The organism is Kitasatospora sp. NPDC033851 (genome assembly GCF_055576085.1).
The window spans coordinates 156,830-182,036 of the sequence record NZ_JBVIRL010000003.1 but is presented as its reverse complement, the minus strand read 5'-3'; the positions used below and the strand labels follow the sequence as shown (position 1 = coordinate 182,036).

General features: G+C 70.8%; 20 protein-coding genes, 1 tRNA gene and 1 pseudogene. 12 read left to right on the top strand and 10 right to left on the bottom strand.

Going from position 1 to position 25,207, the window contains the following annotated elements; all coding sequences use genetic code 11:
- Positions 1–297 precede the first annotated feature (297 nt).
- Positions 298–582: a helix-turn-helix domain-containing protein gene (locus ACZ51D_RS07600; RefSeq protein ID WP_360496663.1), complete on the top strand. Its 285-nt coding sequence runs from the start codon at positions 298–300 to the stop codon at positions 580–582.
- Positions 583–721: 139 nt separating this feature from the next.
- Here the strand turns inward: ACZ51D_RS07600 and clpB are convergent, their stop codons facing one another.
- Together clpB and ACZ51D_RS07590 are read right to left on the bottom strand one after the other, a co-directional pair.
- A complete protein-coding gene (clpB, locus tag ACZ51D_RS07595) occupies positions 722–3,343 on the bottom strand; it encodes an ATP-dependent chaperone ClpB (RefSeq protein ID WP_360496660.1) in 2,622 nt (873 codons plus the stop codon).
- A 100-nt stretch (positions 3,344–3,443) separates the two neighbouring features.
- Positions 3,444–4,373 (bottom strand): LysR family transcriptional regulator, encoded by a 930-nt coding sequence (locus ACZ51D_RS07590; RefSeq protein WP_465661550.1) that lies wholly within the window; start codon positions 4,371–4,373, stop codon positions 3,444–3,446.
- Positions 4,374–4,444: 71 nt separating this feature from the next.
- Between ACZ51D_RS07590 and ACZ51D_RS07585 the strand changes: the two genes are divergently transcribed.
- From ACZ51D_RS07585 to ACZ51D_RS07575, 3 genes are all read left to right on the top strand, one after another.
- Positions 4,445–5,557, top strand: coding sequence for a TDT family transporter (locus ACZ51D_RS07585; RefSeq protein WP_465661548.1), 1,113 nt, complete (start codon positions 4,445–4,447; stop codon positions 5,555–5,557).
- Between the two features lie 789 nt (positions 5,558–6,346).
- Positions 6,347–7,342 (top strand): LuxR C-terminal-related transcriptional regulator, encoded by a 996-nt coding sequence (locus tag ACZ51D_RS07580; RefSeq protein WP_465615331.1) that lies wholly within the window; start codon positions 6,347–6,349, stop codon positions 7,340–7,342.
- Positions 7,332–8,264, top strand: a complete 933-nt coding sequence (locus ACZ51D_RS07575; protein WP_465615329.1) for a LuxR C-terminal-related transcriptional regulator — start codon at positions 7,332–7,334, stop codon at positions 8,262–8,264. Before ACZ51D_RS07580 ends, ACZ51D_RS07575 begins: the two co-directional genes overlap by 11 nt.
- Positions 8,265–8,892: 628 nt before the next feature.
- Here ACZ51D_RS07575 and ACZ51D_RS07570 read toward each other — a convergent pair.
- Positions 8,893–9,510, bottom strand: a complete 618-nt coding sequence (locus ACZ51D_RS07570) for a TIR domain-containing protein (RefSeq protein WP_051709310.1) — start codon at positions 9,508–9,510, stop codon at positions 8,893–8,895.
- Between the two features lie 336 nt (positions 9,511–9,846).
- Here ACZ51D_RS07570 and ACZ51D_RS07565 point away from each other — a divergent pair, with 336 nt between their 5' ends.
- Positions 9,847–9,999, top strand: coding sequence for a hypothetical protein (locus tag ACZ51D_RS07565; RefSeq protein WP_360496646.1), 153 nt, complete (start codon positions 9,847–9,849; stop codon positions 9,997–9,999).
- A gap of 83 nt (positions 10,000–10,082) precedes the next feature.
- Here ACZ51D_RS07565 and ACZ51D_RS07560 read toward each other — a convergent pair whose 3' ends face one another.
- The 5 genes from ACZ51D_RS07560 to dnaK all read right to left on the bottom strand — a co-directional run bounded on the left by ACZ51D_RS07560 (position 10,083) and on the right by dnaK (position 15,673).
- Positions 10,083–11,078 carry a helix-turn-helix domain-containing protein gene (locus tag ACZ51D_RS07560; RefSeq protein WP_360496643.1) on the bottom strand — a complete coding sequence of 332 codons (996 nt, stop codon included), beginning with the start codon at positions 11,076–11,078 and terminating at the stop codon, positions 10,083–10,085.
- A gap of 211 nt (positions 11,079–11,289) precedes the next feature.
- Positions 11,290–11,820: a heat shock protein transcriptional repressor HspR gene (locus ACZ51D_RS07555; RefSeq protein WP_360496640.1), complete on the bottom strand. Its 531-nt coding sequence runs from the start codon at positions 11,818–11,820 to the stop codon at positions 11,290–11,292.
- A gap of 7 nt (positions 11,821–11,827) precedes the next feature.
- Positions 11,828–12,988 (bottom strand): molecular chaperone DnaJ, encoded by a 1,161-nt coding sequence (gene dnaJ, locus ACZ51D_RS07550; RefSeq protein ID WP_360496637.1) that lies wholly within the window; start codon positions 12,986–12,988, stop codon positions 11,828–11,830.
- A 223-nt stretch (positions 12,989–13,211) separates the two neighbouring features.
- The gene (gene grpE, locus ACZ51D_RS07545) at positions 13,212–13,829 is read right to left on the bottom strand and encodes a nucleotide exchange factor GrpE (protein WP_360496634.1); all 618 of its coding nucleotides are present in this window, start codon (positions 13,827–13,829) and stop codon (positions 13,212–13,214) included.
- A complete protein-coding gene (gene dnaK, locus ACZ51D_RS07540) occupies positions 13,826–15,673 on the bottom strand; it encodes a molecular chaperone DnaK (RefSeq protein ID WP_360496631.1) in 1,848 nt (615 codons plus the stop codon). Before dnaK ends, grpE begins: the two co-directional genes overlap by 4 nt.
- A gap of 318 nt (positions 15,674–15,991) precedes the next feature.
- On the opposite strand from dnaK, the gene ACZ51D_RS07535 reads away from it, so the two are divergent.
- The 4 genes and pseudogenes from ACZ51D_RS07535 to ACZ51D_RS07520 all read left to right on the top strand — a co-directional run bounded on the left by ACZ51D_RS07535 (position 15,992) and on the right by ACZ51D_RS07520 (position 21,892).
- On the top strand, positions 15,992–18,217 hold the full coding sequence (locus tag ACZ51D_RS07535; RefSeq protein ID WP_465661546.1) for a (Fe-S)-binding protein: 2,226 nt from the start codon (positions 15,992–15,994) through the stop codon (positions 18,215–18,217).
- 343 nt (positions 18,218–18,560) lie between these two features.
- Positions 18,561–19,625: pseudogene (manB, locus tag ACZ51D_RS07530) on the top strand (mannose-1-phosphate guanylyltransferase); the annotation flags it as partial.
- Positions 19,626–19,901: 276 nt separating this feature from the next.
- Positions 19,902–20,915, top strand: a complete 1,014-nt coding sequence (locus ACZ51D_RS07525; protein WP_465615325.1) for a Yip1 family protein — start codon at positions 19,902–19,904, stop codon at positions 20,913–20,915.
- Between the two features lie 86 nt (positions 20,916–21,001).
- Complete coding sequence (locus ACZ51D_RS07520; protein ID WP_465615323.1) at positions 21,002–21,892, top strand: alanyl-tRNA editing protein; 891 nt, start codon at positions 21,002–21,004, stop codon at positions 21,890–21,892.
- A gap of 93 nt (positions 21,893–21,985) precedes the next feature.
- Here ACZ51D_RS07520 and dcd read toward each other — a convergent pair whose 3' ends face one another.
- Entirely contained in the window at positions 21,986–22,561 is a 576-nt protein-coding gene (dcd, locus tag ACZ51D_RS07515; RefSeq protein WP_360496619.1) for a dCTP deaminase, read from the bottom strand.
- A gap of 71 nt (positions 22,562–22,632) precedes the next feature.
- A complete protein-coding gene (locus tag ACZ51D_RS07510) occupies positions 22,633–22,854 on the bottom strand; it encodes a hypothetical protein (protein ID WP_465615321.1) in 222 nt (73 codons plus the stop codon).
- A gap of 276 nt (positions 22,855–23,130) precedes the next feature.
- On the opposite strand from ACZ51D_RS07510, the gene ACZ51D_RS07505 reads away from it, so the two are divergent.
- The 3 genes from ACZ51D_RS07505 to ACZ51D_RS07495 all read left to right on the top strand — a co-directional run bounded on the left by ACZ51D_RS07505 (position 23,131) and on the right by ACZ51D_RS07495 (position 25,206).
- Positions 23,131–23,204 (top strand) — tRNA-Gly (locus ACZ51D_RS07505).
- 539 nt (positions 23,205–23,743) lie between these two features.
- Positions 23,744–24,001, top strand: coding sequence for a hypothetical protein (locus ACZ51D_RS07500; RefSeq protein ID WP_465661545.1), 258 nt, complete (start codon positions 23,744–23,746; stop codon positions 23,999–24,001).
- The gene (locus tag ACZ51D_RS07495) at positions 24,001–25,206 is read left to right on the top strand and encodes a WXG100 family type VII secretion target (RefSeq protein WP_465661543.1); all 1,206 of its coding nucleotides are present in this window, start codon (positions 24,001–24,003) and stop codon (positions 25,204–25,206) included. The genes ACZ51D_RS07500 and ACZ51D_RS07495 overlap by 1 nt, the downstream gene beginning before the upstream one ends.
- Position 25,207 lies beyond the last annotated feature (1 nt).

The window sequence follows — 25,207 nt, the reverse complement described above, 5'->3', positions numbered from 1 at the left end:
CTCGCTCACAGGGGCACCCGGAGGCGCGTCGATCTTCGTTCCGGCGCTGTTCGGGGGTGCTCGACGGGGCTCGCACGGGGCTCGCACGGGGCTCGCGACGGGTGTCGGTCACGGAGGGTGTCCGGGGGTGGGAGGGGGCCGCGTGACGGGGTCTTGAGTGAGCCACGTCACGCGCCCGGCGCACGGGTTCGCCTGCCGTGCGGGCCGGATGCGGTTAGCGTGCGACGGAACTCACTTCACGCAAAGCCCGTCCCGCACGGGCAAGTTGAGCTGTTCTGAGTTGAGGGGGGAACAAACATGGACGGAACGGTGACGGGGGAGGGCGCATCGCTCGGTGCGCTGCTGCGGACCATCCGGCTGGACCGGGGGATGACGCAGGAGCAACTGGGTGACGCGACGGGGTTGAGCGTGCGGTCGATCCGCGACCTGGAGCGGGGCGTCTCCTGCCCGCGCGTCTCGACGTTACGGCTGCTGACCCAGACCTGGGACCTGCCGGAGGCCCAGGTGGCCGAGCTGCACCGGCTGGCGCGCAGCTGGCGGGACCGGTCGAGGCGGCGGCAGCGCCGGGGCGCGGCCGACTGACCCTACGGGGGCCCTACGGGGGCCCTACGGGGCTCTACGGGGCCCGCTGACCGTACGGGCGCGGTCGACCGAACGCAGCGGCGCGGGCCGCCCTCCTTCCACACGGAAGGAAAAGCGGCCCGCGCACGGCACTGCTTCACTACTTCTCCAGCGGCCCCCGGCCGCGGACGGTGAGGCGGTCGCCCTCCTCGTCCCGTTCGACCAGGACGGTGTCCCCGTCGTGCACCGCGCCGGACAGGATCGCCCGGGCCAGCTGGTCGCCGATCGCGGACTGCACCAGCCGGCGCAGCGGGCGGGCGCCGTACGCCGGGTCGTAGCCGGTGAGCGCCAGCCAGTCGCGGGCGGCCTCGGAGACCTCCAGGGTGAGCCGCCGCTCGTTCAGCCGCTCGCCGAGGCGGGCCAGCTGCAGGTCGACGATCCGGCTCAGCTCGCCGGTGCCCAGCGGCTCGAAGACCACGATGTCGTCCAGCCGGTTGAGGAACTCCGGCTTGAACGCGGCCCGGACGGCGCCCAGCACCAGCTCCCGCTTCTCCGTGTCCGGGGTGGTCGGGTCGACCAGGAACTGGGACCCCAGGTTGGAGGTGAGGATCAGGATGGCGTTGCGGAAGTCCACCGTGCGGCCCTGGCCGTCGGTGAGCCGCCCGTCGTCGAGCACCTGGAGCAGGACGTCGAAGACCTCCGGGTGCGCCTTCTCGACCTCGTCCAGCAGGACGACGCTGTACGGGCGGCGGCGGACCGCCTCGGTGAGCTGGCCGCCCTCCTCGTAGCCGACGTACCCGGGCGGGGCGCCGACCAGGCGGGAGACCGAGTGCTTCTCGCCGTACTCGCTCATGTCGATCCGGACCATCGCCCGCTCGTCGTCGAACAGGAAGTCGGCCAGGGCCTTGGCGAGTTCGGTCTTGCCGACCCCGGTCGGGCCGAGGAAGAGGAAGGATCCGGTCGGGCGGTCCGGGTCGGCGATGCCGGACCGGGTGCGGCGCACCGCGTCCGAGACGGCCTGCACGGCCTCCGCCTGGCCGATCAGGCGCCTGCCCAACTCCTCCTCCATGCGCAGGAGTTTGGCGCTCTCTCCCTCCAGCAGGCGGCCGGCCGGGATGCCCGTCCAGGAGGCGACCACATCGGCCACGTCGTCCGGGCCGACCTCCTCCTTGACCATCGGGGCGGAGGCCGCCCCGGGCTCGTGGTCCGCCGTCGCCGCGCGCTCCTGGGCGTCGGTGAGCTCCTTCTCGGCGGCCGGGATCTCGGCGTACATCAGCTTGGACGCCCGCTCGAAGTCCCCGTCGCGCTGGGCGCGTTCGAGCGCGCCGTGCAGGTCGTCCAGCCGCTCCTTGAGCTCGCCGACCCGGTTGAGGCTCTTCTTCTCCTGCTCCCAGCGTGCCGTGAGCACGCTCAACTGCTCGTTCTTGTCGGCGAGATCGCGCCGCAGCCGGGCCAGTCGGTCGACCGAGGCCGGGTCCGACTCCTTCTCCAGGGCCAGCTCCTCCATGCGCAACCGGTCGACGGAGCGCTGGAGTTCGTCGATCTCGACCGGGGAGGAGTCGATCTCCATCCGCAGCCGGGAGGCCGCCTCGTCGACCAGGTCGATCGCCTTGTCGGGCAGGAAGCGGGAGGTGATGTAGCGGTTGGACAGGGTGGCCGCGGCGACCAGGGCGGCGTCCGAGATCTGCACCTTGTGGTGCGCCTCGTACCGGCCCTTGAGGCCGCGCAGGATGGCGATCGAGTCCTCGACGCTGGGCTCGCCGACCAGCACCTGCTGGAATCGGCGCTCCAGGGCCGGGTCCTTCTCGATCCGCTCGCGGTACTCGTCCAGCGTGGTGGCGCCGACCATCCGCAGCTCGCCGCGGGCCAGCATCGGCTTGAGCATGTTGCCCGCGTCCATCGCGGAGTCGCCGCCGGCGCCCGCGCCGACCATGGTGTGCAACTCGTCGATGAAGGTGACGACCCGGCCGTCGGAGGCCTTGATGTCGTTCAGGACGGCCTTCAGCCGCTCCTCGAACTCACCGCGGTACTTGGCGCCCGCGACCATCGCGCTGAGGTCCAGCGCGACCAGCCGCTTGCCGCGCAGCGACTCCGGCACGTCGCCGGCCACGATGCGCTGGGCCAGGCCCTCGACCACGGCGGTCTTGCCGACGCCCGGCTCGCCGATCAGCACCGGGTTGTTCTTGGTCCGGCGGGAGAGCACCTGGACGACCCGGCGGATCTCGTGGTCGCGGCCGATCACCGGGTCGAGCTTGCCGTCCCGGGCGGCCTGGGTGAGGTCGGTGCCGTACTTCTCCAGGGCCTTGTAGGTGCCCTCCGGGTCCGGTGAGGTGACCCGGCTGCTGCCGCGGACGTCCTTGAAGGCGGCGAGCAGGGCCTTCGGCGTCGCGCCCTGGTGCGCCAGCAGCTCGGCGACCGGCCCGCCCTCGGCGGCCAGGCCGACCATCAGGTGCTCGGTGGAGACGTACTGGTCGTCCAGGTCGTCCGCGCGCTTGCCGGCCTCGGTGAGCACCGCCAGGGTGTCCCGGGCGAGCTGCGGCGCGGCGACCGTCGAGCCCATCGCGCTGGGCAGCGCGGCCGACTGGCGGCGCGCCTCGGCGCCGACCCGGGCGACGTCGGCCCCGACCGCTTCCAGCAGGGGCCGGGCGATGCCCTCGGGCTGCTCCAGCAGGGCGATCAGGATGTGCACCGGCTTGACGTCCGGGTTGCCGGCCGCGCCCGCCTGCCGGATCGCGGCGGACAGGGCGTCCTGCGTCTTGGTGGTGAACTTGCTGGCGTCCACTGCTGGGGGGTCCTCCCTCGTCGTCGGTTCACTACTGCTGGCTACAGCATGCACTAAGTTGAGTCTATTCCGCTCAACCTTTGGTTCAATCCCCTCGCGCTCAACCTCTGGCTGAACGCTTGGGGGCGTTCCTCCGGGTCAGCACCAGCAGCTCCCGGGCCGGGCCGCTGGGCCGCTGACCGGCCGGCCACACCGCGCGCAGCGGCCGCCGCAGGTCCAGGCCCTCCGCCAGCGGCACCTCGACCAGCCGCCGGGTCGCCAACTCCTCCACCACCGCCAGCTCGCTCAGGCAGACCGGCCCCGCCCCGGTCATCGCCGCCGCCTTCAGCGCGGTGGACGAGGCCAGTTCGAGGCGGGGCTGCGCGGCGCCCCCGAACGGCCGCAGCGCCATCTCCAGCACCTCCCGGGTGCCCGAGCCGGGCTCGCGCAGCACCAGCGGGGTGGCCGCCAGCTCGGGCCCGGTCAGCGGGGCGCGGCGGCGCGCCCACGGGTGGCCGGGCGCCACCACGACCACCAGCCGGTCCGCCGCCACCACCGCGCCGGCCAGCCCGGGCGGGGTGGCCGGGCCCTCGACGAAACCCAGGTCGGCGTGCCCGGCCAGGACGTGCCCGGCGACCTCCGCCGAGTTCGCCGTCCGCAGCGTCACCGCGGTGCCGGGACTGGTCTCGTAGAGCCCCAGCAGCCAGCCCGGCATCAGGTACTCGGCGACGGTCAGACTGGCCACCACCCGCAGCTTGGCGTCCCGGCGCTCGCGCAGCGCGTCGATCCCGGCGTCCAGCGCCTGCGCCGCCTCCACCACCTGCCGGGCCCACTCGACCACCAGCCGGCCCGCCTCGGTCGGCTTGCTGCCCCGGGGCGAGCGGTCCAGCAGCGGAACGCCGATCTGCCGCTCCATGCCCTTGATCCGGGCGCTGGCGGTCGGCTGGCTGACACCCAGCTCGGCCGCCGCCCGTCCGACGCTGCCCAGCCGGGCGACCGCGAGCAGCAGTTCCAGGGCGCCGAGTTCGGGGACGTGCGGGGAGAGGGCCATAGATCCAGGCTATGCCCCCATAGGATCCTCGGCGCTACCGGTGGCCCGCCTTCGGACCGATGGTGGGGAGCATGTCCACCTTGGCCGAGCTCCGCCCCCTCACCCGCCCCGCCGTCCGCCGCTCCCGGTACGACCTCTCCGAGCTCGGCCCCAACTGGTACGCCGCCGTGATGGGCACCGCGATCCTCGGCAACGGCGCCGCCGCCCTGCCCGTACGACTGCCCGGGCTGGTCGGCTTCGGCGAGGTGATGTGGGCGCTCGGCCTGGCCGCCCTGCTGGTGCTGGGCTCGGCCCGGCTGGTCCACCTCACCCGGCACCGCGAGGCCGCCCGCGCCCACCTGCTGGAGCAACCGGCCGTCGCCGTCTTCTACGGCTGCCCGCCGATGGCCCTGCTCTCGGTCGGCCTCGGGACGATGACGGTCGGCTCGCGGGTCATCGGCACCGGCCCGGCCGTCGCCGTGGACGCCGTGCTGTGGGGCGTCGGCACCCTGTACGCGCTGGCCGTCGCCGGCGGCATCCCGTACCTGATGATCACCCGGCACCCGGTCTCCGTGCTGGAGTCCAACCCCACCTGGCTGCTGCCGGTGGTCGCGCCGCTCGTCGCCTCCGCCTGCGGCCCGGTGCTGATCCCGCACCTGCCGGCCGGGACGCCGCAGCAGGCCATGCTGTACGCCTGCTGCGGACTGTTCGGGGTCGGGCTGCTGGCCACCCTCGTGCTGCTGCCGGTGGTGTTCGCCGGGCTGCTCCACAGCAAGCTGCCCACCCTGGCGCTCACCCCCTCGCTGTTCCTGGTGCTCGGCCCGCTCGGCCAGTCCGTCACCGCCGTCCACCAGCTCTCCGACGCCGCCCGCCCGGTGCTGCCCGCCCTGGCGCCCGCCATGCTCGACCTCGCCGAGCTGTACGGCGTCGCGGTGATCGGGGTCGCCATGCTCTGGCTGGCCGTCGCGCTCGCCGCCAACCTGCGTGCCCGCCGGGCCGGGATGCCCTTCGCGATGACCTGGTGGGCGTACACCTTCCCGATCGGCACCTGCGTCACCGGCGCCTCCGCGCTCGCCCGGCACACCGGCTTCGGGGGCTTCACCGCGCTGGCCGCCGGGCTGTACCTGCTGCTGGCGGTCGCCTGGGTGCTCGCGGCGGGTGGCACGGCGGCCGGGCTCGCGCGCGGGCGGCTGCTGGCGCGCTGAGGCGGGCGGGCGGACCGTGGGTGCGCCGAGGTGTACGGGCGGACCGCGCCGGGGATCTCGCCGGTGACAGCGGGGCGGCCGACGCCGTCCCGCTGTCACCGCGCGTAGACACGCAGCTCAGGACCATGCCGCCGTTGCAGGAACGCGCACCCGCAGCCTGACCGGAGACAGCCAACCGGCGGTACCGCCGGGCGCCGCCCGCGCCCCCTGCTGGCCTCGGCCTTTACCGGAATCCGCCCCGCCGCCTCCCTCCTCGCGCCCGCCCCGCAGTGCAGGTAACTGCAATTGCGCGAACATGCACTCGGGCGGCACTTGTTCACCGGCCGTCACACTGTGAGGGTGGAGACACGCCAAGTCGCCCGGGCAACCGCAGCCCGACGGTGGCGACTTGCTCTTCGGAACTGACCGCAGGCGCACCATTCCCGCGCCGGTGGAACGGGGGGGAAGAGCGCCGGCCGGGGACCATGTGTGGTGATGGCCCCCGGACCCGGAGCCGTCGAGGCGTTGCTGCTCCGCCTCGACGGAATCGCCGTGGCATTGGCGTGCAGACGGCGGGCCCCGATGTCCCGGTGTGCGACGGCACCCGGGCCCGGGTGCCCGCCGTTCCGACCGCGGTACCGCGACCGCCCGAGCGCGGACCGCCGGACCGCATGATCGCGTCGGACCGCGTGATCACGCCGGACCGGCACCCGGTACCGTGAGCCCGCCCGGCACCCGGTACCCGCGGTTCGCGCGGCGGTGGAGCGCGGGCAGCACCAGGGGAGACACGTCCGGCAGGGAGAGTGCGACGTGACGGCGGAACCGGCGGTCGCGCCGCACCAGGCAGGACCCGTGGGCGAGGAACCCGACGAGGCCGCCCGACAGCTGTACCTGGCGATCATCGCCGAGGGCGGCCGCATCCCCTGCGGAGCGGTCGCGGACGCCGACCGGGGCGCCCTCCAACAGCTCATCGACATCGGCCTGCTGATGGTCAACCCGATGGACCGCTGCTACACCGCCGTCAGCCCCCGCTCGGTCAGCGACCGCCTCGGCTCCGAACTCCGCAGCGAGGCCACCCGGTTGCTGGTCCGCGCCGAAAACCTCCCGGGCGCCCTGGACGGCCTCACCCGCGCCTACGACGCGATGCCCCGCCCCTCCGGCCGGGCCGGCGGAGCCGTCCACGTCGAAGGGCACGTCCACATCCGCCAGCGGATCTCCCAACTGGTCTCCGACTGCCGCTCCGAAGTCCTCACCGCCCAGCCCGGCCACCGGCCCGCCGACACCCTGCAGGTCGCCCTCCGCCAGGACGTCCAGCTCCTCCAACGCGGCTGCTCACTGCGCACCATCTACCAGCCGATCGCCCTCGCCGAACCGCCCGCCCTCGCCTACGCCGAGGAAGTCACCCGGCACGGCTCCCTCATCCGCGTCCTCGACGAACCCTTCCAGCGGCTCATCGTCTTCGACCGGACCGTCGCCGTGATCTCCGCCAGCGACGACAACAGCACCGCCGCCTTCATCAGCGACCCCGCCACCATCACCTTCCTCGTCGGCACCTTCGAACGCGACTGGGCCCGCGCCGACAGCGCCGAAGCCACCGCCGCCCTCGGCCAAGGACCCGCCCGCACCATCCCCGACCGGGTCGGCCGCCTCCTGGCCCGCGGCCTCACCCAGCGCGCCGTCGCCACCCGCCTCGGCCTCAGCGAACGCACCGTCGCCGGCCACATCTCCCGCCTCCGCGACCGCCACGGCGCCCAAACCCTCTTCCAGCTCGGCTGGCTGATGAGAGGCGCCCGCGATGACCGATGAACCCGGCCCGGCCGAGCAGGCCCTCTACCTCAACGCCGTCCGCTGCGGCGGCCGACTGCGCCCCGAACGCCTCGCCCCCGCCGACCGCCCCGCCTTCGCCGCCCTCGTCGCCCGCGGCCTCCTCACCACCACCGCCACCGGCTGGACCGCCGCCAACCCGCGCGCCCTCGGCGACCGCCTCGGCGCCGAACTGCGCACCCGCGCCACCCGCCTGCTCCAGCACGCCGAACGGCTCCCGGACGCCCTCGCCCCGCTCACCCTCGCCTACGACGCCGTCCGCCGCCCGGACGGACCCGGCGGCGACCCCGTCCACGTCGACGGCAACGCCGACATCCGCCAGCGCATCTCCGAACTCATCTCGGAATGCCAGGAAGAAGTCCTCGCCGCCCAACCCGGCCCCCGCCCCGTCGAGGGCCTCCGAACGGCCCTCGCCCAGGACCTCTCCCTGCTCCGCCGCGGCTGCTCACTGCGCACCATCTACCAGCCGGCCACCCTCACCGACCACACCGTCCAACGCCAGATCGCCCTCCGCACCCGCCAGGGCGCCCGGGTCCGGCTGCTCGCCGAACCGTACGAACGGCTGCTCGTCTTCGACCGCAAAGCAGCCGTCATCCGCGCCGCCGAGGACCGCAGCCGCGCCACCTTCCTCACCGACCCCGCCGTCGTGGCCCACCTGGTCGCCCATTTCGAACGCGACTGGGCCCGTGCCACCCCCGCCGACCGCCACCTCGAACCCCCGCACCCCACCACCGTCCGCATCGGCCGCCTCCTCGCCCGCGGGCTCACGCAGCGGGCGATCGCCAGCCGGATGGGGCTGAGCGAGCGGACGGTGGCCGGTCACATCGCGCGCCTACGGGAGTCGTACGACACGGAGACGCTGTTCCAGCTGGGCTGGCAGATGAGGGGAGCCCGTGATGCCTGAGCCCGATCCGCCCGACGCCGCCGCCCGTGAGCTCTACCAGGAGATCCTCAGGGAAGGTGGGCGGATCCGCGTCAGCGACATCCGGCCGGAGGACGAACCGGTGGTCAAGCAGCTTGTCGACCTCGGCCTCCTGGTCCTTCGGATCGCCGACAGCGCCTACAGCGCGGTGAATCCCGACCCGCGAACCGTCGAATACGCGATGCGGTCGACGCGGGTCGGTGCCCCGATCCGGCTGCTGGAGGGCCCCTTCACCAAGACGCTCGTCTTCGATCGGGCCGTCGCGCTGATCCCGGCCACCGCCGATCACACGGTGGCCGCTGTGGTGGAGGATCCCGCGATGGTCGCCTACCTGGTCGACGTCTTCGAGCGGCAGTGGGAACAGGCCCAGGTGGTGGACCGGCAGACGCTCGCGGACGGATCCGCCGGGCCCACGGCGTTCGAGCAGGTGGGCCGGCTGCTTGCCCGCGGGCTCACGCAGCGGGCGATCGCCAGCCGGATGGGGCTGAGCGAGCGGACGGTGGCCGGTCACATCGCCCGGCTGCGTGAGCTGTACGACGCGGAGACACTGTTCCGACTGGGCTGGCAGATGCGGGGAGCCCGGACGGGGAGTCCGGTGGGTGAGCGCTGCTCAGCCGGTGGCGGCGCCGGTCGGCCAGTAGCCGGGGACCGGGGGCTGCTGCCGGGGGACGTTGAACTGCTCGCCGGGGGCGGTCCAGAAGCCCTCCCGGAGGGAGAGCGCCATGCCGGCCCAGTCGAGGGCGGTCTCCACCGTGTGGTTGAGGGCCTCCTGCGACCAGGTGTCGTCGAACACCAGCGGCAGGACGGGGGCGACCTGCTCGATCGTGGCGATCAGCGGGTTGTGGGTGATGGCCTCGTCGACGAGGAGGACGATCGGCTTCCGCAGCGCCGACGCCCACCCCAGCTCCAGGCTCACGCCGGCCGAGAGCGGCGCTCCCACGTAGGCGAACACGAGGTCCGCGGACTGCAGGGCGCGGAAGTCGGACGGAACGCGGGGCTCCGGTGCGCGGCCGGAGATGGTCCAGGCGTCACTGTGGTGCGCGCTGTACACGGCGGCACCGCTGCGGAGCAGGGTGGTGCGAAGCGTCGTCAGCCGCGTCCGGCTGGCGAGCGTCACCACACTGTCGGCCGGTCCGGTCAGCCGCATCAGCGGCGCGGCCAGGAACACACGCGCACGCCGACCCTCGGGGGCCTGGCTGTCGTGGTGACGCAGGTAGGGCTCGGTCATGTCGACTCCGGGGAAAGGCCGACCGGGTGAGAAACGTGGTGCCGGCGGGCGCTGAGGACAGTGGTTTTCGCGTCGGAGACCCGGTGGAGATTTGGGCGGATATTTGACGGTACAGCGGCAAGTTCGCTATCTCCGTGGGACCGTCGGTGGCGAACTGATCGTCTATCAGTGGTCGCGGTTCCGTCCAGCGATCCGCCCTGTCATCTCGATGCCTGGCAGAGAGATGACGCTCGACGGAGCGGCCGGGAGATGACACCCTTGCGGAACGTACGGCATCATGTGGATGCTAGTTCTATTGGTCCGGTTCACAGAGTTCGAGAGAAGGAGGGTGGGTCCGTGTCCGTACGTCGACTCGTCCGTAAGGCCGCGCTTCCGATCCTCATCGGAGTAGCGGTGCTCACCACTGGTCTTCTCTCCTCCGGCGGCGGGCAGGCGGCCACTGCCGACACCGCAATCGTTGCCGTTGCCGACGACCTGCACTGGAACTGAACCTGACAGCGACTCCTGATCGAGGCGGCGCGCGGAACGGCCGGATCCGGTGCCGCGGACGGGGCGCCTCCGTCTTCCGGCTTTCAGTCGGTTTCTGCTCGCGGTGACCGGCCGAGCACATATCCGAGCTGGAAGAGTGAGTCGACGTTGTGCTCCTCTCTCATCTCCGCGATGTGCCGCGCGAGCGTGCGCTCGCTGATGCCGAGCCTCCGTGCGATGGCCCGGTGGTTGGTGCCGGCCAGCATGAGGTCGATGATGGTCTGCCGGAGCCTGGACACCACCTGGTGCGGGACGGCCCGATTGCCGTCGAATTCCAGGGCTCTGCCCCAGCTCCGTTCGAAGACCTCCTCGATCAGGAAGCTGATGACGGCCGGATCGTGGACGAAGGCGGCCGCGCTGTAGTCGGCGGCGACCGGGATGACGGCCACGCGGCGATCCACGATGATCAGCCGGGCGTACGGTTCGTCCAGCGTCCGGAACTGCCACCCTTCTGCCGTCAATTGCGCCACGTAGTCACGTGTTGGCTGGTGGTAGCGGGTGCTCGCGTGGTAAATCGTCCGCATCGAGGCGCCGTGGCGGAGGATTTCCAGGTCTCGTTCCAGAAACGAGGTGAGCATTTCGGCGGGCCTTGGTCCACCGGGCTGCATGGAAAGTCCTTCCAGGACCCCCGGGGCTGCCGACTGTTGGAGCCTCTGATTAATCAGAGCCTTTCCGTGGACATATTCGACGGAGCCGCCGGTGGTGTCCGGGGCGTGGAATGCCTCGGAGAGGTCGCTGAGATCGGCCGGCAGGGAAACTGCTTTTGACAGCAAATCGAGTGCTTGTCGTTGCCATGCCGAACTCAGGCTGCTCGCGAGTTGTGCCGGATCGGCAGCCAGCAGTGCTCCGGGTTCTTCGCTGTCGGGTATGAGTAGCCCGAGATCAAGCAGCTCTTCGAGAGCGGGGCTTCCGGCAGCCGGGCCGGCGTCCGGAGTGATACGACCGTTTTCATTCACGGCCTGCAGGTAGAGCTTCCGGGCGTCCTCGGACAGGATCCGTGATGCGGCAGGTCCCGTCCCTGCGTGCTCTTGCCCACTCATCTTCGGCTCCTAGTGCTGACCGTCACGTAGTCAACGCGATTGTCGTCTGCTGTGGCAAGGATCTTAGGTGGCGGTGATGAGTCGACTGACGAGACGCCTTGCCACAGGTAGATCGACGACTTCTGCCTAGAACAGAACTCTCTCACTGCAAAAGTGCCGCCGGCACCCCCCGAACAGGAGGGGGCCGGCGGCGGTGTCTGTGCGGCCGTGGTCAGCGCTTGGGGCGCCAGACGACGAGGGCGCTGGACTGCGGCGTGGGGGGCTGGTACGGGACGAGGTCGCGGCGGTAGGAGGCGTGGACGGCGGCCTCGCGTTGCTGGAGGGCGGCGGCGGCGCCTTCCAGGGAGTCGGCGAGTTCCGCGACGCGGGACCGGAGGGCGGTGACCTGGTTCTCCAGCTCGATGATCCGCTTGATGCCCGCCAGGTTGATGCCCTCGTCCTGGGAGAGCCGCTGGACCTCGCGCAGTTGCTGGATGTCGCGGGAGGAGTAGCGGCGGCCGCGGCCCGCGGTGCGGTCGGGGCAGACCAGGCCGAGACGGTCGTACTGGCGCAGGGTCTGCGGGTGCAGGCCGGACAGTTCGGCGGCCACGGAGATGACGTACACCGGAGTGTCCTCGGTGAGGACGTACGGCGGAGGGGCCGAGGGGGCCCGGCGGGGGCGGCGGTTGCCGTTGCCGGGCAGGCCTTCGCCGATGCCGGGGCCGATCGGGGTGTCGGGGTTGATCGGATTCATCGGGGACATCTGGTCGTCACGCTCCCTTCGCCGCCCGGAAGAGGGCTGCTCGCGGATCGTCGGAGGCGGTGGCCTCGCGGTACTGCTCCAGGGCGTTCAGCGCGTCGCCGGTGACGTGCTGCGGCACCACGACCTCGACGGTGACGAGGAGGTCGCCGCGGGTGCCGTCCTTGCGGGTGGCGCCCTTGCCGCGGGCACGCATGGTGAGGCCGTTGGCGCTGCCCGGGGGCAGCTTGAGCTTCACGGCGGGGCCGCCGAGGGTGGGTACCTCGATGGTGGCGCCGAGGGCCGCCTCGGGGAAGGTGACCGGGACGGTGACGGTGAGGTTGTCGCCCTTGCGGCCGAAGACCGGGTGCGGGTCGACGTGCACGGTGACGTAGAGGTCGCCGGGCTGGCCGCCGCGTTCGCCCTGGGCGCCCTTGCCCTTGAGCCGGATGCGCTGGTCGGCCTGGACGCCGGCCGGGATGCGCACCTGCATGGTGCGGGCGGAGGTGGCCCGGCCGCTGCCGTGGCAGTCGGTGCACGGGTCGTCGACGATCATGCCCCGACCGCGGCAGTCCTTGCACGGCTCGGAGAGCGCGAAGGCGCCCTGGCCGCGGCTGACGGTGCCCGCGCCGACGCAGGTGGGGCAGACCCGCGGGGTGGTGCCGGACTTGGCGCCGGTGCCGTTGCAGGTGCGACAGGGGGCCTGGCTGGTCATCCGCAGCGGGACGGTCGCGCCGTCGACCGCTTCCTCGAAGGAGAGCGTCACCTCGGTCTCGACGTCGGCGCCGCGCCGGGGCTGGGCCTGCCGGGTGCCGCCGCGGTTGAAGAGGCCGCCGAAGACGTCGCCGAGCCCGCCGCTGCCGCCGGCGTTCTGGTTGCCGCTGAAGAGGTCGCCGAAGTCGAAGCTGTAGCTGCCGGCACCGCCGGGTCCGCCGCCGGACCGGAAGCCGCCGTTGGCGAAGAGGCTGCGGGCCTCGTCGTACTCCTTGCGGCGCTTCTCGTCGGAGAGGACGTCGTACGCCTCGGAGATGTCCTTGAACCGCTCCTCGGCCTTGGCGTCACCCGTGTTGGCGTCGGGGTGGAACTCGCGCGCGAGTTTGCGGTAGGTCTTCTTGATCTCGGTGGCGGTGGCGTCCTTGGGCACGCCGAGGACCTTGTAGTAGTCCTTCTCGACATAGTCCTTGCCACTCATGCGTCCACCTCGCTTCGCTCGGCAGCCGCTGAGCGGTACACGCGCCCCTTAACGGTTCGCTCGCTGCGCTCGCTCACGGCTCCCGTCACCTCCCGATGTCCATCGTCACTGTGCTGTCAACAGCAAGGGAACGCAACGCCGTTGACAGCGCGCTGCGGAGCCGGCCGCCGTTCTGGCCGGCGTACGACTCCGCAGCGCACTGGTTGTCAGCTGTCACAGGTTGTCAGCTGTCCGAGCCACCGTCGGACTCGTCCGCGTCGCCGGACTTCGCGTCGGCGTCGCCGACGGTCTGGGTGCCCGGCTGGGGCTCCGCGACGGCGACCATCGCCGGGCGGATGATCCGCTCACCGATGCGGTAGCCGGGCTGGAGGATCTGCACGCAGGTGTCCTCGGTGACGTCCGAGGAGTAGCTGTGCATCAGCGCCTCGTGCATGGTCGGGTCGAAGGGCTCGCCCTCCTTGCCGAACTGCTGCAGGCCCAGCTTGGCGACGACCGTCTCCAGGGACTCGGCGACGGACTTGAAGCCGCCCGTGACCTCGCCGTGCTCGCGGGCGCGGCCGATGTCGTCCAGGACCGGGATCAGGGACTCCAGGATGTTGGAGACCGCGATCTCGCGGACGGTCAGCCGGTCGCGCTCGACCCGCTTGCGGTAGTTCTGGTACTCGGCCTGCAGGCGCTGCAGGTCGGCGGTGCGCTCGGTCAGCTCGCGCTTGACGGTGGCGAGCTCCTCCGGGGAGCCCTCGGCGGCACCGGCCGCCGCGGCTTCCTCGGCGGCCTTGATCACGGCCTCTTCGGCGGCGGAGTCGTCGCCGGGCTTTCCGCCCTGCGGCTTGTCCGTCATGCCGACGCACCACCCTTGGGCTTCTCGTCGTCGACGATCTCGGCGTCGACGACGTCGTCGTCGGCCTTGGCCTGGGCGGAGTCGTCGGCCGCGGCGGCACCGGCGGGGGCGTCGGCGTTGGCGTAGAGCGCCTGGCCGAGCTTCTGCGCGGTGGTGGAGACCTTCTCCGAGGCCTCGCGGATCGTCGCGATGTCCTCGCCCTTCAGGGCCTCCTTGAGCTCGCCGATGGCGGTCTCGACCTCGGTCTTGACGTCGGCGGGGAGCTTGTCGGTGTTGTCGGCGATGAACTTCTCGGTCGAGTAGACGAGCTGCTCGGCGGAGTTGCGGGTCTCGACGGCCTCGCGGCGCTTGTGGTCGTCCTCGGCGTACTGCTCGGCCTCGCGGCGCATGCGGTCGACCTCGTCCTTCGGCAGCGAGGAGCCGCCGGTGACGGTCATCTTCTGCTCCTTGCCGGTGCCGAGGTCCTTCGCGGCCACGTGCATGATGCCGTTGGCGTCGATGTCGAAGGTGACCTCGATCTGGGGCAGGCCGCGCGGCGCCGGCGGCAGGCCGGTCAGCTCGAACATGCCGAGCTTCTTGTTGTACGCCGCGATCTCGCGCTCGCCCTGGTAGACCTGGATCTGCACGGACGGCTGGTTGTCCTCGGCCGTGGTGAAGATTTCGGAGCGCTTGGTCGGGATCGTGGTGTTGCGCTCGATCAGCTTGGTCATGATGCCGCCCTTGGTCTCGATGCCGAGGGACAGCGGGGTGACGTCGAGCAGCAGGACGTCCTTGACCTCGCCCTTGAGGACACCGGCCTGGAGCGAGGCGCCGATGGCGACGACCTCGTCCGGGTTGACGCCCTTGTTGGCGTCCTTGCCGCCGGTCAGCTCCTTGACGAGCTCGGCGACGGCCGGCATGCGGGTCGAGCCGCCGACCAGGACGACGTGGTCGATCTCGGAGAGCGAGATGCCGGCGTCCTTGATCACGTTGTGGAACGGGATCTTGCAGCGCTCGAGCAGGTCGGCGGTCAGCTGCTGGAACTGGGCGCGGGTGAGCTTCTCGTCCAGGTGCAGCGGGCCCTCGGCGGAGGCCGTGATGTACGGCAGGTTGATCGAGGTCTCGGAGGACGAGGACAGCTCGATCTTGGCCTTCTCGGCGGCCTCGCGCAGACGCTGCAGGGCCATCTTGTCCTTGGACAGGTCGACGCCGTGGCCGCTCTGGAACACCTTGACCAGGTGGTCGACGACCTTCTGGTCCCAGTCGTCGCCGCCGAGGTGGTTGTCACCGTTGGTGGCCTTCACCTCGACGACCCCGTCGCCGATCTCCAGCAGGGAGACGTCGAAGGTGCCGCCGCCGAGGTCGAAGACCAGGATGGTCTGGTCGTCCTTGTCGAGGCCGTACGCCAGGGCGGCCGCGGTCGGCTCGTTGACGATGCGCAGGACGTTGAGGCCCGCGATCTCACCGGCCTCCTTGGTGGCCTGGCGCTCGGAGTCCGAGAAGTACGCCGGGACGGTGATGACGGCGTCGGTGACGGTCTCGCCCAGGTACGCCTCGGCGTCGCGCTTCAGCTTCTGCAGGATGAAGGCGCTGATCTGCTGGGGGTTGAAGTCCTTGCCGTCCAGGTTGATCTTCCACCCGGTGCCCATGTGGCGCTTGACCGAGCGGATGGTGCGGTCGACGTTGGTGACCGCCTGCCGCTTCGCCACCTCGCCGACCAGGACCTCGCCGTTCTTGGCGAAGGCGACGACGGACGGCGTGGTCCGGGCGCCCTCGGCGTTCGTGATGACGGTGGGCTCGCCACCTTCGAGAACGCTGACGACCGAGTTCGTCGTGCCGAGGTCGATGCCGACCGCGCGTGCCATCGTAAATACCTCCACGGAAGAGTTGAGCTTTACGGGCTCAAGGATGCATGACTCGACGGGCAGCGTCAACAGCCATGAGTGGAAGTCGCTCAACTTTGCTGAGCGGGATCATGGAGCGGGGCCGGTGCGGTGCGGGTTCGGCGCGGTGCCGGTGCGGTCACGTGACTGCCGCCATAGCTTGGGAACCTTCTGGAGAACTGTTGGCGACCGGTATTGTCCGGGCCGTCGGCCCGGCAAGTTACCGACCAGTACACTCAGTCGAAGTCCGCAGAACCGCAGAGCCTGCTCAACCGCAAAGCCGCAGGAGACGGAGAGCCGATGCAGCTAGCAGCGATCGTCATCTCGCTGGTCACATTCGTGATCGGCACCGCGCTCGCCCTTCGTGCGGCGTGGCACATCTTCAAGGTGGTGCTGACCGGCGCGCCGGACACCACCCGCTTCGGGAAGCCCGCCCAGCGCGTGAAGACCGTCGCGGTCGAGTTCATCGGCCACACCAGGATGAACCGCTGGGGGATCGTGGGCATCGCCCACTGGTTCGTCGCCGTCGGCTTCTTCAGCCTGGTGCTGACCATTGTCAACGCCATGGGCCAGCTCTTCGACGCCGAGTTCGAGCTGCCGATCATCGGTCACTGGATGATCTGGCAGCTGTTCGTCGAACTCGTCGGCACCCTGACCACGCTGGGCATCGCGACCCTGATCGTGATCCGGCTGATGAGCCTGCCGTCCAGGTCGGGCCGCAAGTCCCGGTTCGCCGGCTCGATCGCCTGGCAGGCCTTCTACGTCGAGTACACGATCCTCGGCATCGGCCTCTGCATCCTGATGCTGCGCGCCCTGGAGGGCGCCCTCCAGGGCGTCGACTCGTACGGCCCGGCGCACCTGGTCTCGTACCCGATCGTCTCCGCGCTCAGCGGGCTCTCGCACGGCACGCTGGAGAACCTGGTCTGGCTGTTCGCGATGCTGAAGATCTGCATCTCGTTCGCGTGGGCCATCACCATCGGCATCAACCCCTCGATGGGCGTGGCCTGGCACCGGTTCCTGGGCTTCTTCAACATCTACTTCAAGCGCGCGGAGGACGGCGGCACCGCGCTCGGCGAGCTCCGTCCGATGACCAGCAAGGGTCAGCCGATCGACTTCGAGGACCCGGCCGAGGACGCCGTCTTCGGCGTCTCCCAGGTCGAGCACTTCTCCTGGAAGGGCATCCTCGACTTCTCCACCTGCACCGAGTGCGGCCGCTGCCAGTCGCAGTGCCCGGCCTGGAACACCGGCAAGCCGCTCTCCCCCAAGCTGCTGATCATGAGCCTGCGCGAGCACGCCTACGGCAAGGCGCCGTACCTGCTGGCCGGCGGCGGCAAGGACATGGAGGGCAACGAGCAGGCCACCTCCGAGCAGCTCAAGGACGTCCCGGCGGCCGCGCTGGCCGAGGCCGAGCGCCCGCTGATCGGCACCGCCGAGGAGAACGGCGTCATCGACCCGGACGTGCTGTGGTCCTGCACCACCTGCGGCGCCTGCGTCGAGCAGTGCCCGGTGGACATCGAGCACATCGACCACATCGTCGACATGCGCCGCTACCAGGTGATGATCGAGAGCAACTTCCCGACCGAGGCCGGGACGATGCTCAAGAACCTGGAGAACAAGGGCAACCCGTGGGGCATGGCCACCAAGGCGCGCCTGGACTGGGTCAAGGAGCTCAAGAAGGAGACCGGCATCGAGGTGCCGGTGATCGGCGAGGACATCGACCCCGCCGAGGTCGAGTACCTCTACTGGGTCGGCTGCGCCGGTGCCCTGGAGGACCGCGCCAAGAAGACCACCAAGGCCTTCGCCGAACTGCTGCACACGGCGGGCGTGAAGTTCGCCATCCTCGGCAAGGAGGAGACCTGCAGCGGTGACTCCCCGCGCCGCCTGGGCAACGAGTTCCTGTTCCAGATGCTCGGCGCGCAGAACGTCGAGACGCTGAACGCCGCGCTGGAGGACGCCCCGACCAAGCGGATCGTGGCCACCTGCCCGCACTGCTTCAACACCATCGCCAACGAGTACCCGCAGCTCGGCGGGCACTTCGAGGTGATCCACCACACCCAGCTGCTGCAGCACCTGATCGACGAGGGCAAGCTCGTCCCGGTCAACCCGGTCGAGGGCCTGATCACCTACCACGACCCCTGCTACCTGGGCCGCCACAACAAGGTCTACAGCCCGCCGCGCGAGATCATGGACAAGGTCCCCGGTCTGCGCCAGCAGGAGATGCACCGCCACAAGGAGCGGGGCTTCTGCTGCGGCGCCGGCGGCGCCCGGATGTGGATGGAGGAGCGCATCGGCAAGCGGATCAACACCGAGCGCGTGGACGAGGCGCTGTCGCTCAACCCGGACATCGTCTCCACCGCCTGCCCGTTCTGCCTGGTGATGCTCTCCGACTCGGTCAACGGCAAGAAGAACGAGGGCGCGGCCAAGGAGCACCTGAAGGTGGTCGACGTGGCCCAGCTGCTGCTCGACTCGGTGAAGGCCACCCCGCCGGCCGAGGCCGAGGAGCAGGCCGCGACGGTGGACGCGTAGCCGTCCGCTGACCGACAGCCCCGCTGTTCGACAGTTCTGCTACAACTGCCCGGCCCGGTGGACGCCGCCAACGCGCCCACCGGGCCGGTCTTTTGGGCCGACACGACGGCTCCCGGCGACAGCCCGGGCGGGCGGGGAGTGATGTCCGTCGCACAGGCGCCGGACGGGCATTCGGTTGGAAGGAAATACAGTAGGCGCCGGACCGGCTTCGTGCCGGTCGACCCGTTCCGGACACAAGGCCGCACGGGTGCCGACCCGAGCCGGCCGCCCGGGTCGAGAACACCGACGGAGGCATCGGCCCGCCGGGCCGGGCCGCAGAGACACAAGGGGAACAGCGCAGACCATGACCGAGGCGATCATGCTGGTCGGTGGTAAGGGCACGCGACTGCGTCCGCTGACCACCCACACCCCCAAGCCCATGCTGCCGGTGGCAGGCGTCCCGTTCATCGCGCACCAGCTGGCCCGTGCGGCCGCCGCCGGCGTCACCCGCGTCGTGCTGGCCACCTCGTACCTGGCCGAGGTGTTCGAGGACCACTTCCAGGACGGCACCCCGTACGGCATCGAGCTGGTCTACCTGACCGAGCGCGAGCCACTGGGCACCGGCGGGGCCATCCGCAACGCCGCCTCCGGCCTGACCTGCGGCCCCGACGAGCCGGTCCTGGTCTTCAACGGCGACATCCTCTCCGGCGTCGACATCGCCGCCCTGCGTGACGGCCACGTCGCCGCCGGGGCCGACGTCACCCTGCACCTGACCCGGGTCGAGGACCCGCGCGCCTTCGGCCTCGTCCCGACCGACGAGACCGGGCGGGTGCTGGAGTTCCTGGAGAAGCCGGAGACCCCGGAGCAGATCGTCACCGACCAGATCAACGCCGGCTGCTACGTCTTCACCCGCTCCGTGATCGACCGCATCCCGGCCGGCCGCGAGGTGTCCGTCGAGCGCGAGACCTTCCCGGAGCTGCTGGCCACCGGCGCCCTGCTGCGCGGCGTGGTCGACACCTCGTACTGGCTGGACCTCGGCACCCCGGCCGCCTTCGTCCGCGGCTCGGCCGACCTGGTGCTCGGCAAGGTCGACTCCCCGGCCGTCCCCGGCCCGACCGGCGACGCCCTGCTGCTGCCCGGCGCCACCGTCCACCCCGGCGCGGTGCTCAGCGGCGGCACCGTGGTCTCCGCGGACGCGGTGGTCGAGGCCGGCGCGATCGTCGAGGGCAGCGTGATCCTGCCCGGCGCGGTGATCGGCCCGGACACCCTGGTCAAGGACTCGATCGTGGGCGCCTACGCGACCGTCGGCGACCGCTCGGCACTCGACGGCGCGGTGATCGGCGACGGCGCCATCGTGGAGTCGGACAACGAGCTGCCGAACGGCATCCGGATCGCCTGCGGCACCCTGCTGCCGGTCGGCGCCGTCCGCACCACGGCCGGCCCGGGCGGCTGCCCGGCCGGCACCGCCGCCGCGGCGGCGGTGCACGGGCCGTCGGTCACCGCGCAGCGGTAGCTCCGGGTTCCCGGTAGCCCTGTTTCCCGGCAGCCCCGTTTCCCGGTGGCTCCGGTTTCCCGGCAGCCCCGCGCTCCGGTTTTCCGGAGCGCCGGGGCGGCTTTCGGCCCCGTTCGTCTCAGCCTCGCTGCAAACCGGCCCCGGCTTCGTTCGGGGCCGACGCGCGTTGGGCCGGACGGGTACCTTCAGAGCGTGGCTGGTAATCGATACGACAGCGGTCAGGGTGCCGACCGTCCGCACGGCGGGTGGTCGGCACCTCCGCCGCCGCCGGCAGGGGCGTCCGGGGGGCACGGGCAGACGGACGGGCCGGAGTACTTCACGGCCCCGCACCCGGGAGCCGCGGGCGGACCCGGGGGGACGGCAGGCGACGGGTACGACCCGTACGCGGCCGACCGGCCGGGGAACACCCGCGCCTTCCCGACGGGCGACCCGTACCCGGGCGGCGGCCCGTACGGGCAGGAGCCGCCGCACCAGGGCTACTACGACCAGGGGCAGTACCCGGACCAGGGACAGCAGCCGCCGTACGGGCAGCCGCCGTACCAGCAGGAGGCGCCGTACGGCCACGGCCCCTACGGCCAGGACCAGGACGGCCAGGACCCCTACGGCCAGGACAACGTCGCCGTCTACCGGGCCGGCGGCCAGTCCGCCCCGCACGTCGCCGGCCCCCGGCCGCACTGGCGCGAGCTGTTCATCGGCCTCTTCCGCAGCCCGACCGCGATGTTCGACCGCACCCGCGACCACCAGGTCTGGCTGCCCGCCCTCACCGTCTCGCTGCTGTACGGCTCGCTCGCGGTGCTCGGCATCGGGCTGACCCACGACGACATCGTCAACTCCACCTTCACCGTGGCGCTGACCGGCATCGTCGCCGCCGCCCTCGGCTTCACCGTGGCCGGCGCGGTCTTCGGCACGGTCACGTACGCGCTGGCCCGGCAGCTGGGCGGCGACGGCCCGTGGAAGTCGACCGTCGGCCTGGCCGCGCTGATCGGCTGGCTGACCGACGCGCCCCGGCTGCTCCTCGACCTGGTCCTGCCCTCCGGCAGCGCCGTCGTCCAGGTCGTCGGCTGGGCGACCTGGGCGCTCTGCGCGTTCCTGCTGGCCGGCATGGTCCGACGGCTGCATGACCTGCCCTGGGGCAAGGCCGCCGCCGCGTCGGCGCTGCAACTGCTCGCCCTGCTGGTGCTGATCAAGCTGCCGACGCTGGGCTGACGGGCGAAGGGCAGAATGGTGGACGGGCCGCGGTCGAGCGCCGGGGCCCGTCCACCCTCGTCGTCCCACGTCCACCGGAGCCAGGCATGACCCTCCCCACCACCCACGTCAGCTTCCCGGCCGGGGCGGTGACCGGCGAGTCCCCGGTGCTCGCGGTGCACCCGCTGGCCGACGGCCGGTACGCTGTCGTGACCGGGGCGACCCCGTTCCACCCGCTCGACCACACCTGGCCCGACCAGCCGGCCGACCTCGGCACCCTCACCGTGGACGGCACCGAGCTGGCCGTGGTCGACTGCCTGACCGGCGCCGTCGGCCCGGCCGACGACGCGCTGCTGGTCGGCGCCGACATCCCGGTCCGGCGCGGCGACGAGGAGTGGTCCTGGCTGGTCCTGCACGTCCTCGCCACCGACCCCGGCGACATCGTCGGCCGCACCGCCGCGCTCGCCGTCGACGCCGAGCGCCGGGGCGCTCTCAGCGCCTCGCACAGCGGCTGCCACCTGCTCGCGCTCGCCCTCAATGCCGCGCTCGCCCCGCGCTGGCGCAAGGACCCGGGCCGCTCGGACGCCTTCGGCAACCCGGACTTCGACAGCCTCGCCATGGCGAGCTCGGTGATGGACACCCAGGCCAGCACCGACACCTACCGGCTCGGCAAGTCGCTCAAGAAGAAGGGCTTCACGGCGGACGCCACCGAGGAGTTCCCCGCCCTCGCCGACGCCCTGCCCGCCCTCACCGAGGCCGTCAACGCCCGGCTCGCCGCGTGGGTCGCCGCCGACGCCCCGGTCCGCATCGAGGTGCCCGGCCCCGAGCTCACCGCACGCCGCCAGTGGCACTGCGAACTGCCCGAGGGCGGCGCGCAGATCTTCTGCGGCGGCACCCACCTGCACCACCTCGGCGAGCTGGCCGAGCTGCGCACCGAGCTGCGGCTGTCCGAGGACGGCACCGAGCTGATCGCCGTCACCAGCCCCAAGCGGGCCTGAGAAACGCCGCGGGCGGCCACCCCTCGCTGAGGGGTGGCCGCCCGGTTGCGTGCGGCTCCGCTGGGTCCTCGCTGCTGGGTCGTCGCTGTGCGCTCAGACCTTGCTGCGGTGGAAGTTCAGGTACGAGCGGGACGGCGTCGGGCCGCGCTGGCCCTGGTAGCGCGAGCCGTAGCGCGCCGAGCCGTACGGGTGCTCCGACGGCGAGGAGAGACGGAACAGGCAGAGCTGCCCGATCTTCATGCCCGGGTACAGCTTGATCGGCAGCGTCGCGACGTTCGACAGCTCCAGCGTCACGTGGCCGCTGAAGCCGGGGTCGATGAAGCCGGCCGTGGAGTGGGTGAGCAGGCCCAGCCGACCCAGGCTCGACTTGCCCTCCAGCCGGGAGGCCACGTCGTCGGGCAGCGAGATGACCTCGTACGTCGAGGCCAGCACGAACTCGCCCGGGTGCAGGATGAACGCCTCGTCCCCGTCCGGCTCGACCAGCCGGGTCAGGTCCGGCTGCTCCTCGGAGGGGTCGATGTGCGGGTACTTGTGGTTCTCGAACACGCGGAAGAAGCGGTCGAGGCGCACGTCGATACTCGACGGCTGGATCATCGCCGGGTCGAACGGGTCGATCGAGACCCGGCCCAGGTCGATTTCGGTCCGGATGTCCTTGTCAGAGAGCAGCACGCTTCGAGGTTACGTGCAAGAAAGGGCCCCGGACGAATCCGCCCGGGGCCCACCTGCCCGTCCGCCTGCCGTCAGGCCAGGAACTCCGCGGCCTCCAGCCGCATCGCCTGCGCCAGTTGCGGCTCCGACAGCTCCCGCACGTCGGCCAGCACCGAACTCCGCAGCCGTCCGCACTGCGGACAGCGGATCAACCGCCCGGGCCCGATCCGGCCGGGACCGAGGTTCTGCATCGGGAACGTGGTGGTGCTGAACAGGTGCCCCTCGGCACAACGAACGACGGCGCGCTGCTCCATCGATCCCCTTCCCATCCCTAACCCAGTACTCACCCGTACTCACACGCCCCGGCGGCCGAGCCCCGGGACAGCGTCACATTAGGGGATGTTCCGGACATTCCTCACCGTGGCTCGCCGCCCCGACCCCACCCGCCGGAGCACTCGTGCGCGGCCCACACAGTACGCCTCCACCCCTGCCCCCACCCGGCTCCGCCGCACCCCCGGAGCCCCCGTGCAACGGCAGTCGCGAATGGGGTACAGTGACACTGGATCGAGCGGTCTCTGACGGCTCATCAGGCGGGCGTAGTTTAATGGTAGAACATGAGCTTCCCAAGCTTAGAGCGCGAGTTCGATTCTCGTCGCCCGCTCCAGCAGTAAAGGCCCAGGTCAACGACCTGGGCCTTTACGCATTGTCTAGACCAATCCGACCCCGCCGTGCCAGATCCCTGCCAGAACGCGGCTGGGTGATCTTTGAAGTCACGCCTCTTCCGATCGCTGCGCGCCTGGAAGGCCGAGCCGCAGGGCGGCTCTCGGGGCGATGGAGGCGCTAACGGCAGTGAGCCGGGCTGGCGGCGATCCTCTGCTCGGGGAGAAGCGACTGTCACCGTGGCGAGCCGAGTCGTCTGGCCTGTGTGCCCCGTGGAAGGCGGGGGCGCGGCTTGCCGCCGACCGCTGCTGTCCTGATCGGTGTGCTGATTCACAACTCTTGACCTCTATTTGATAGTTGATCGATAGAAGATTTGATCGTCCCATCGCAGGATGGGATAGGTCGCCGCAGTGGGTTCCACGGCAGCCGGGGCGGGATGTGATGCCGGCAGGGTGCAAGGGGGATGTGGTGCAAGACGGTTACTCGGTAGATCTGGGTGCGTTAAGGGACGCGGCCGCAGGCGTGAATGGCACTCTCGGGCAGGTGAGCCAGCGGAAGGTCGCCGACATACCCCATGACTCGTCGGCGATCGGTCATGGCCACCTGGCGAGCACGCTGTCCGATTTCCTGAGTCGATGGAATCGTGGTGTGGACAACCTTGCCAAGGATGGCAAGGAGATCAGAAGTCGGCTGACGCTCAGTGTGAATGCGTACACCAAGGCTGAGCAGGACGCACACCAGCATGTCGTGCAGAGCGGCAACATGGTGACCGCTCCCGGGGCCGATCCCGGAGTGCGCTGATGGCGGCCGAACTCGGGACCACGAGCGATCCGAAGTCGTTGGTCCCCGGAAGTCCGGCGGCGATCTACGCGATGGAGGCCGAACTGCGTTCCTATGGAGACCACCTGCATCAGGCAGGAGCCGGACTCCAGCGGATCGACACGGTTGACGGCTGGCGTGGAGACGCCGGAGACGCCTTCCGCCACGCATTCCATGGGCAGCCGGGAAAGTGGCTCCAAGCTGGCGACGCATTTCACGATGCCGCAGACGCACTCAAGAGCTATGTCTCGACTCTGGTGTGGGCACAGGCCCAGGCAGCTACAGCGGTCAGCCAGTGGAACTCCGGCGACAAGGCAGCCGCGGGTGAAACGCTGCGCGGTGCCAGAGAACAGCTGTCATCTGCTGGTGACAGTGCAGCTTCCAAAGTTGGGAAGGCCCGTGACCTGGCGCCGAAGCCGGGTTTCTGGTCCCGCCTGGGCGACGACATCGGTGGGTTCTTCTCCGATGCCGGGCATTTCGTCGAGAAGGCCGGAGAGGTGGTTCTTGGCGACCTCGCGTCGGTGGGCAACGCCATGGTGCATGACCCGGGTGCTGTGCTCCAGCTGGCAGGTGGGCTCGGCCTGGCGGTGCTCGGCGCGGGCGGCGAGATCGGCGGCTTCGCTCTCGACGTCACTGGTATCGGGGCGGTGCTGGGTGTGCCGGTCAACGTCATCTCAGCCGTGGCCATCACCGGCGGTCTCGGGATGGCCGGCATTGGTCTGAACACGATCATGCATGACGCGGCTGGTCCAGATCGGGTCAACATGAACTCCGACGGAGGCGGTGGCGGTGGTGGGGGAGAGACCGGCGGCGAGCCTGTCTCGAATCGCGTCCGGCCCCCTCGGGAGGGTGACACTAACTACGTTGTCGACAATCCCTCTGATCTTTCGGATACGATCACCGATATCGATCGGGTGGAGAACGGGACCCCCTGGGAGGAGAAGACGGCCACTGGCCAGGACCCGCGGATGGACCCCCAGAAGTGGGTGCAGAAGAATGTTGTCAAGAAGCTCGACTCCTATATCCGCGCTCGTCCCTATCTTGAGGGTTACGAGAATGCCCCACTTGGTATGGACTTCACGGAGCCGGGAGCAACACCCCAGTTCAGGGCTGCGGTTGAACAAGCTGTTGAGGATTGGAAAGCCGCCAATCCGGGCGTAGATGTGTCAGTTAGGTGGGCGCAGTGAG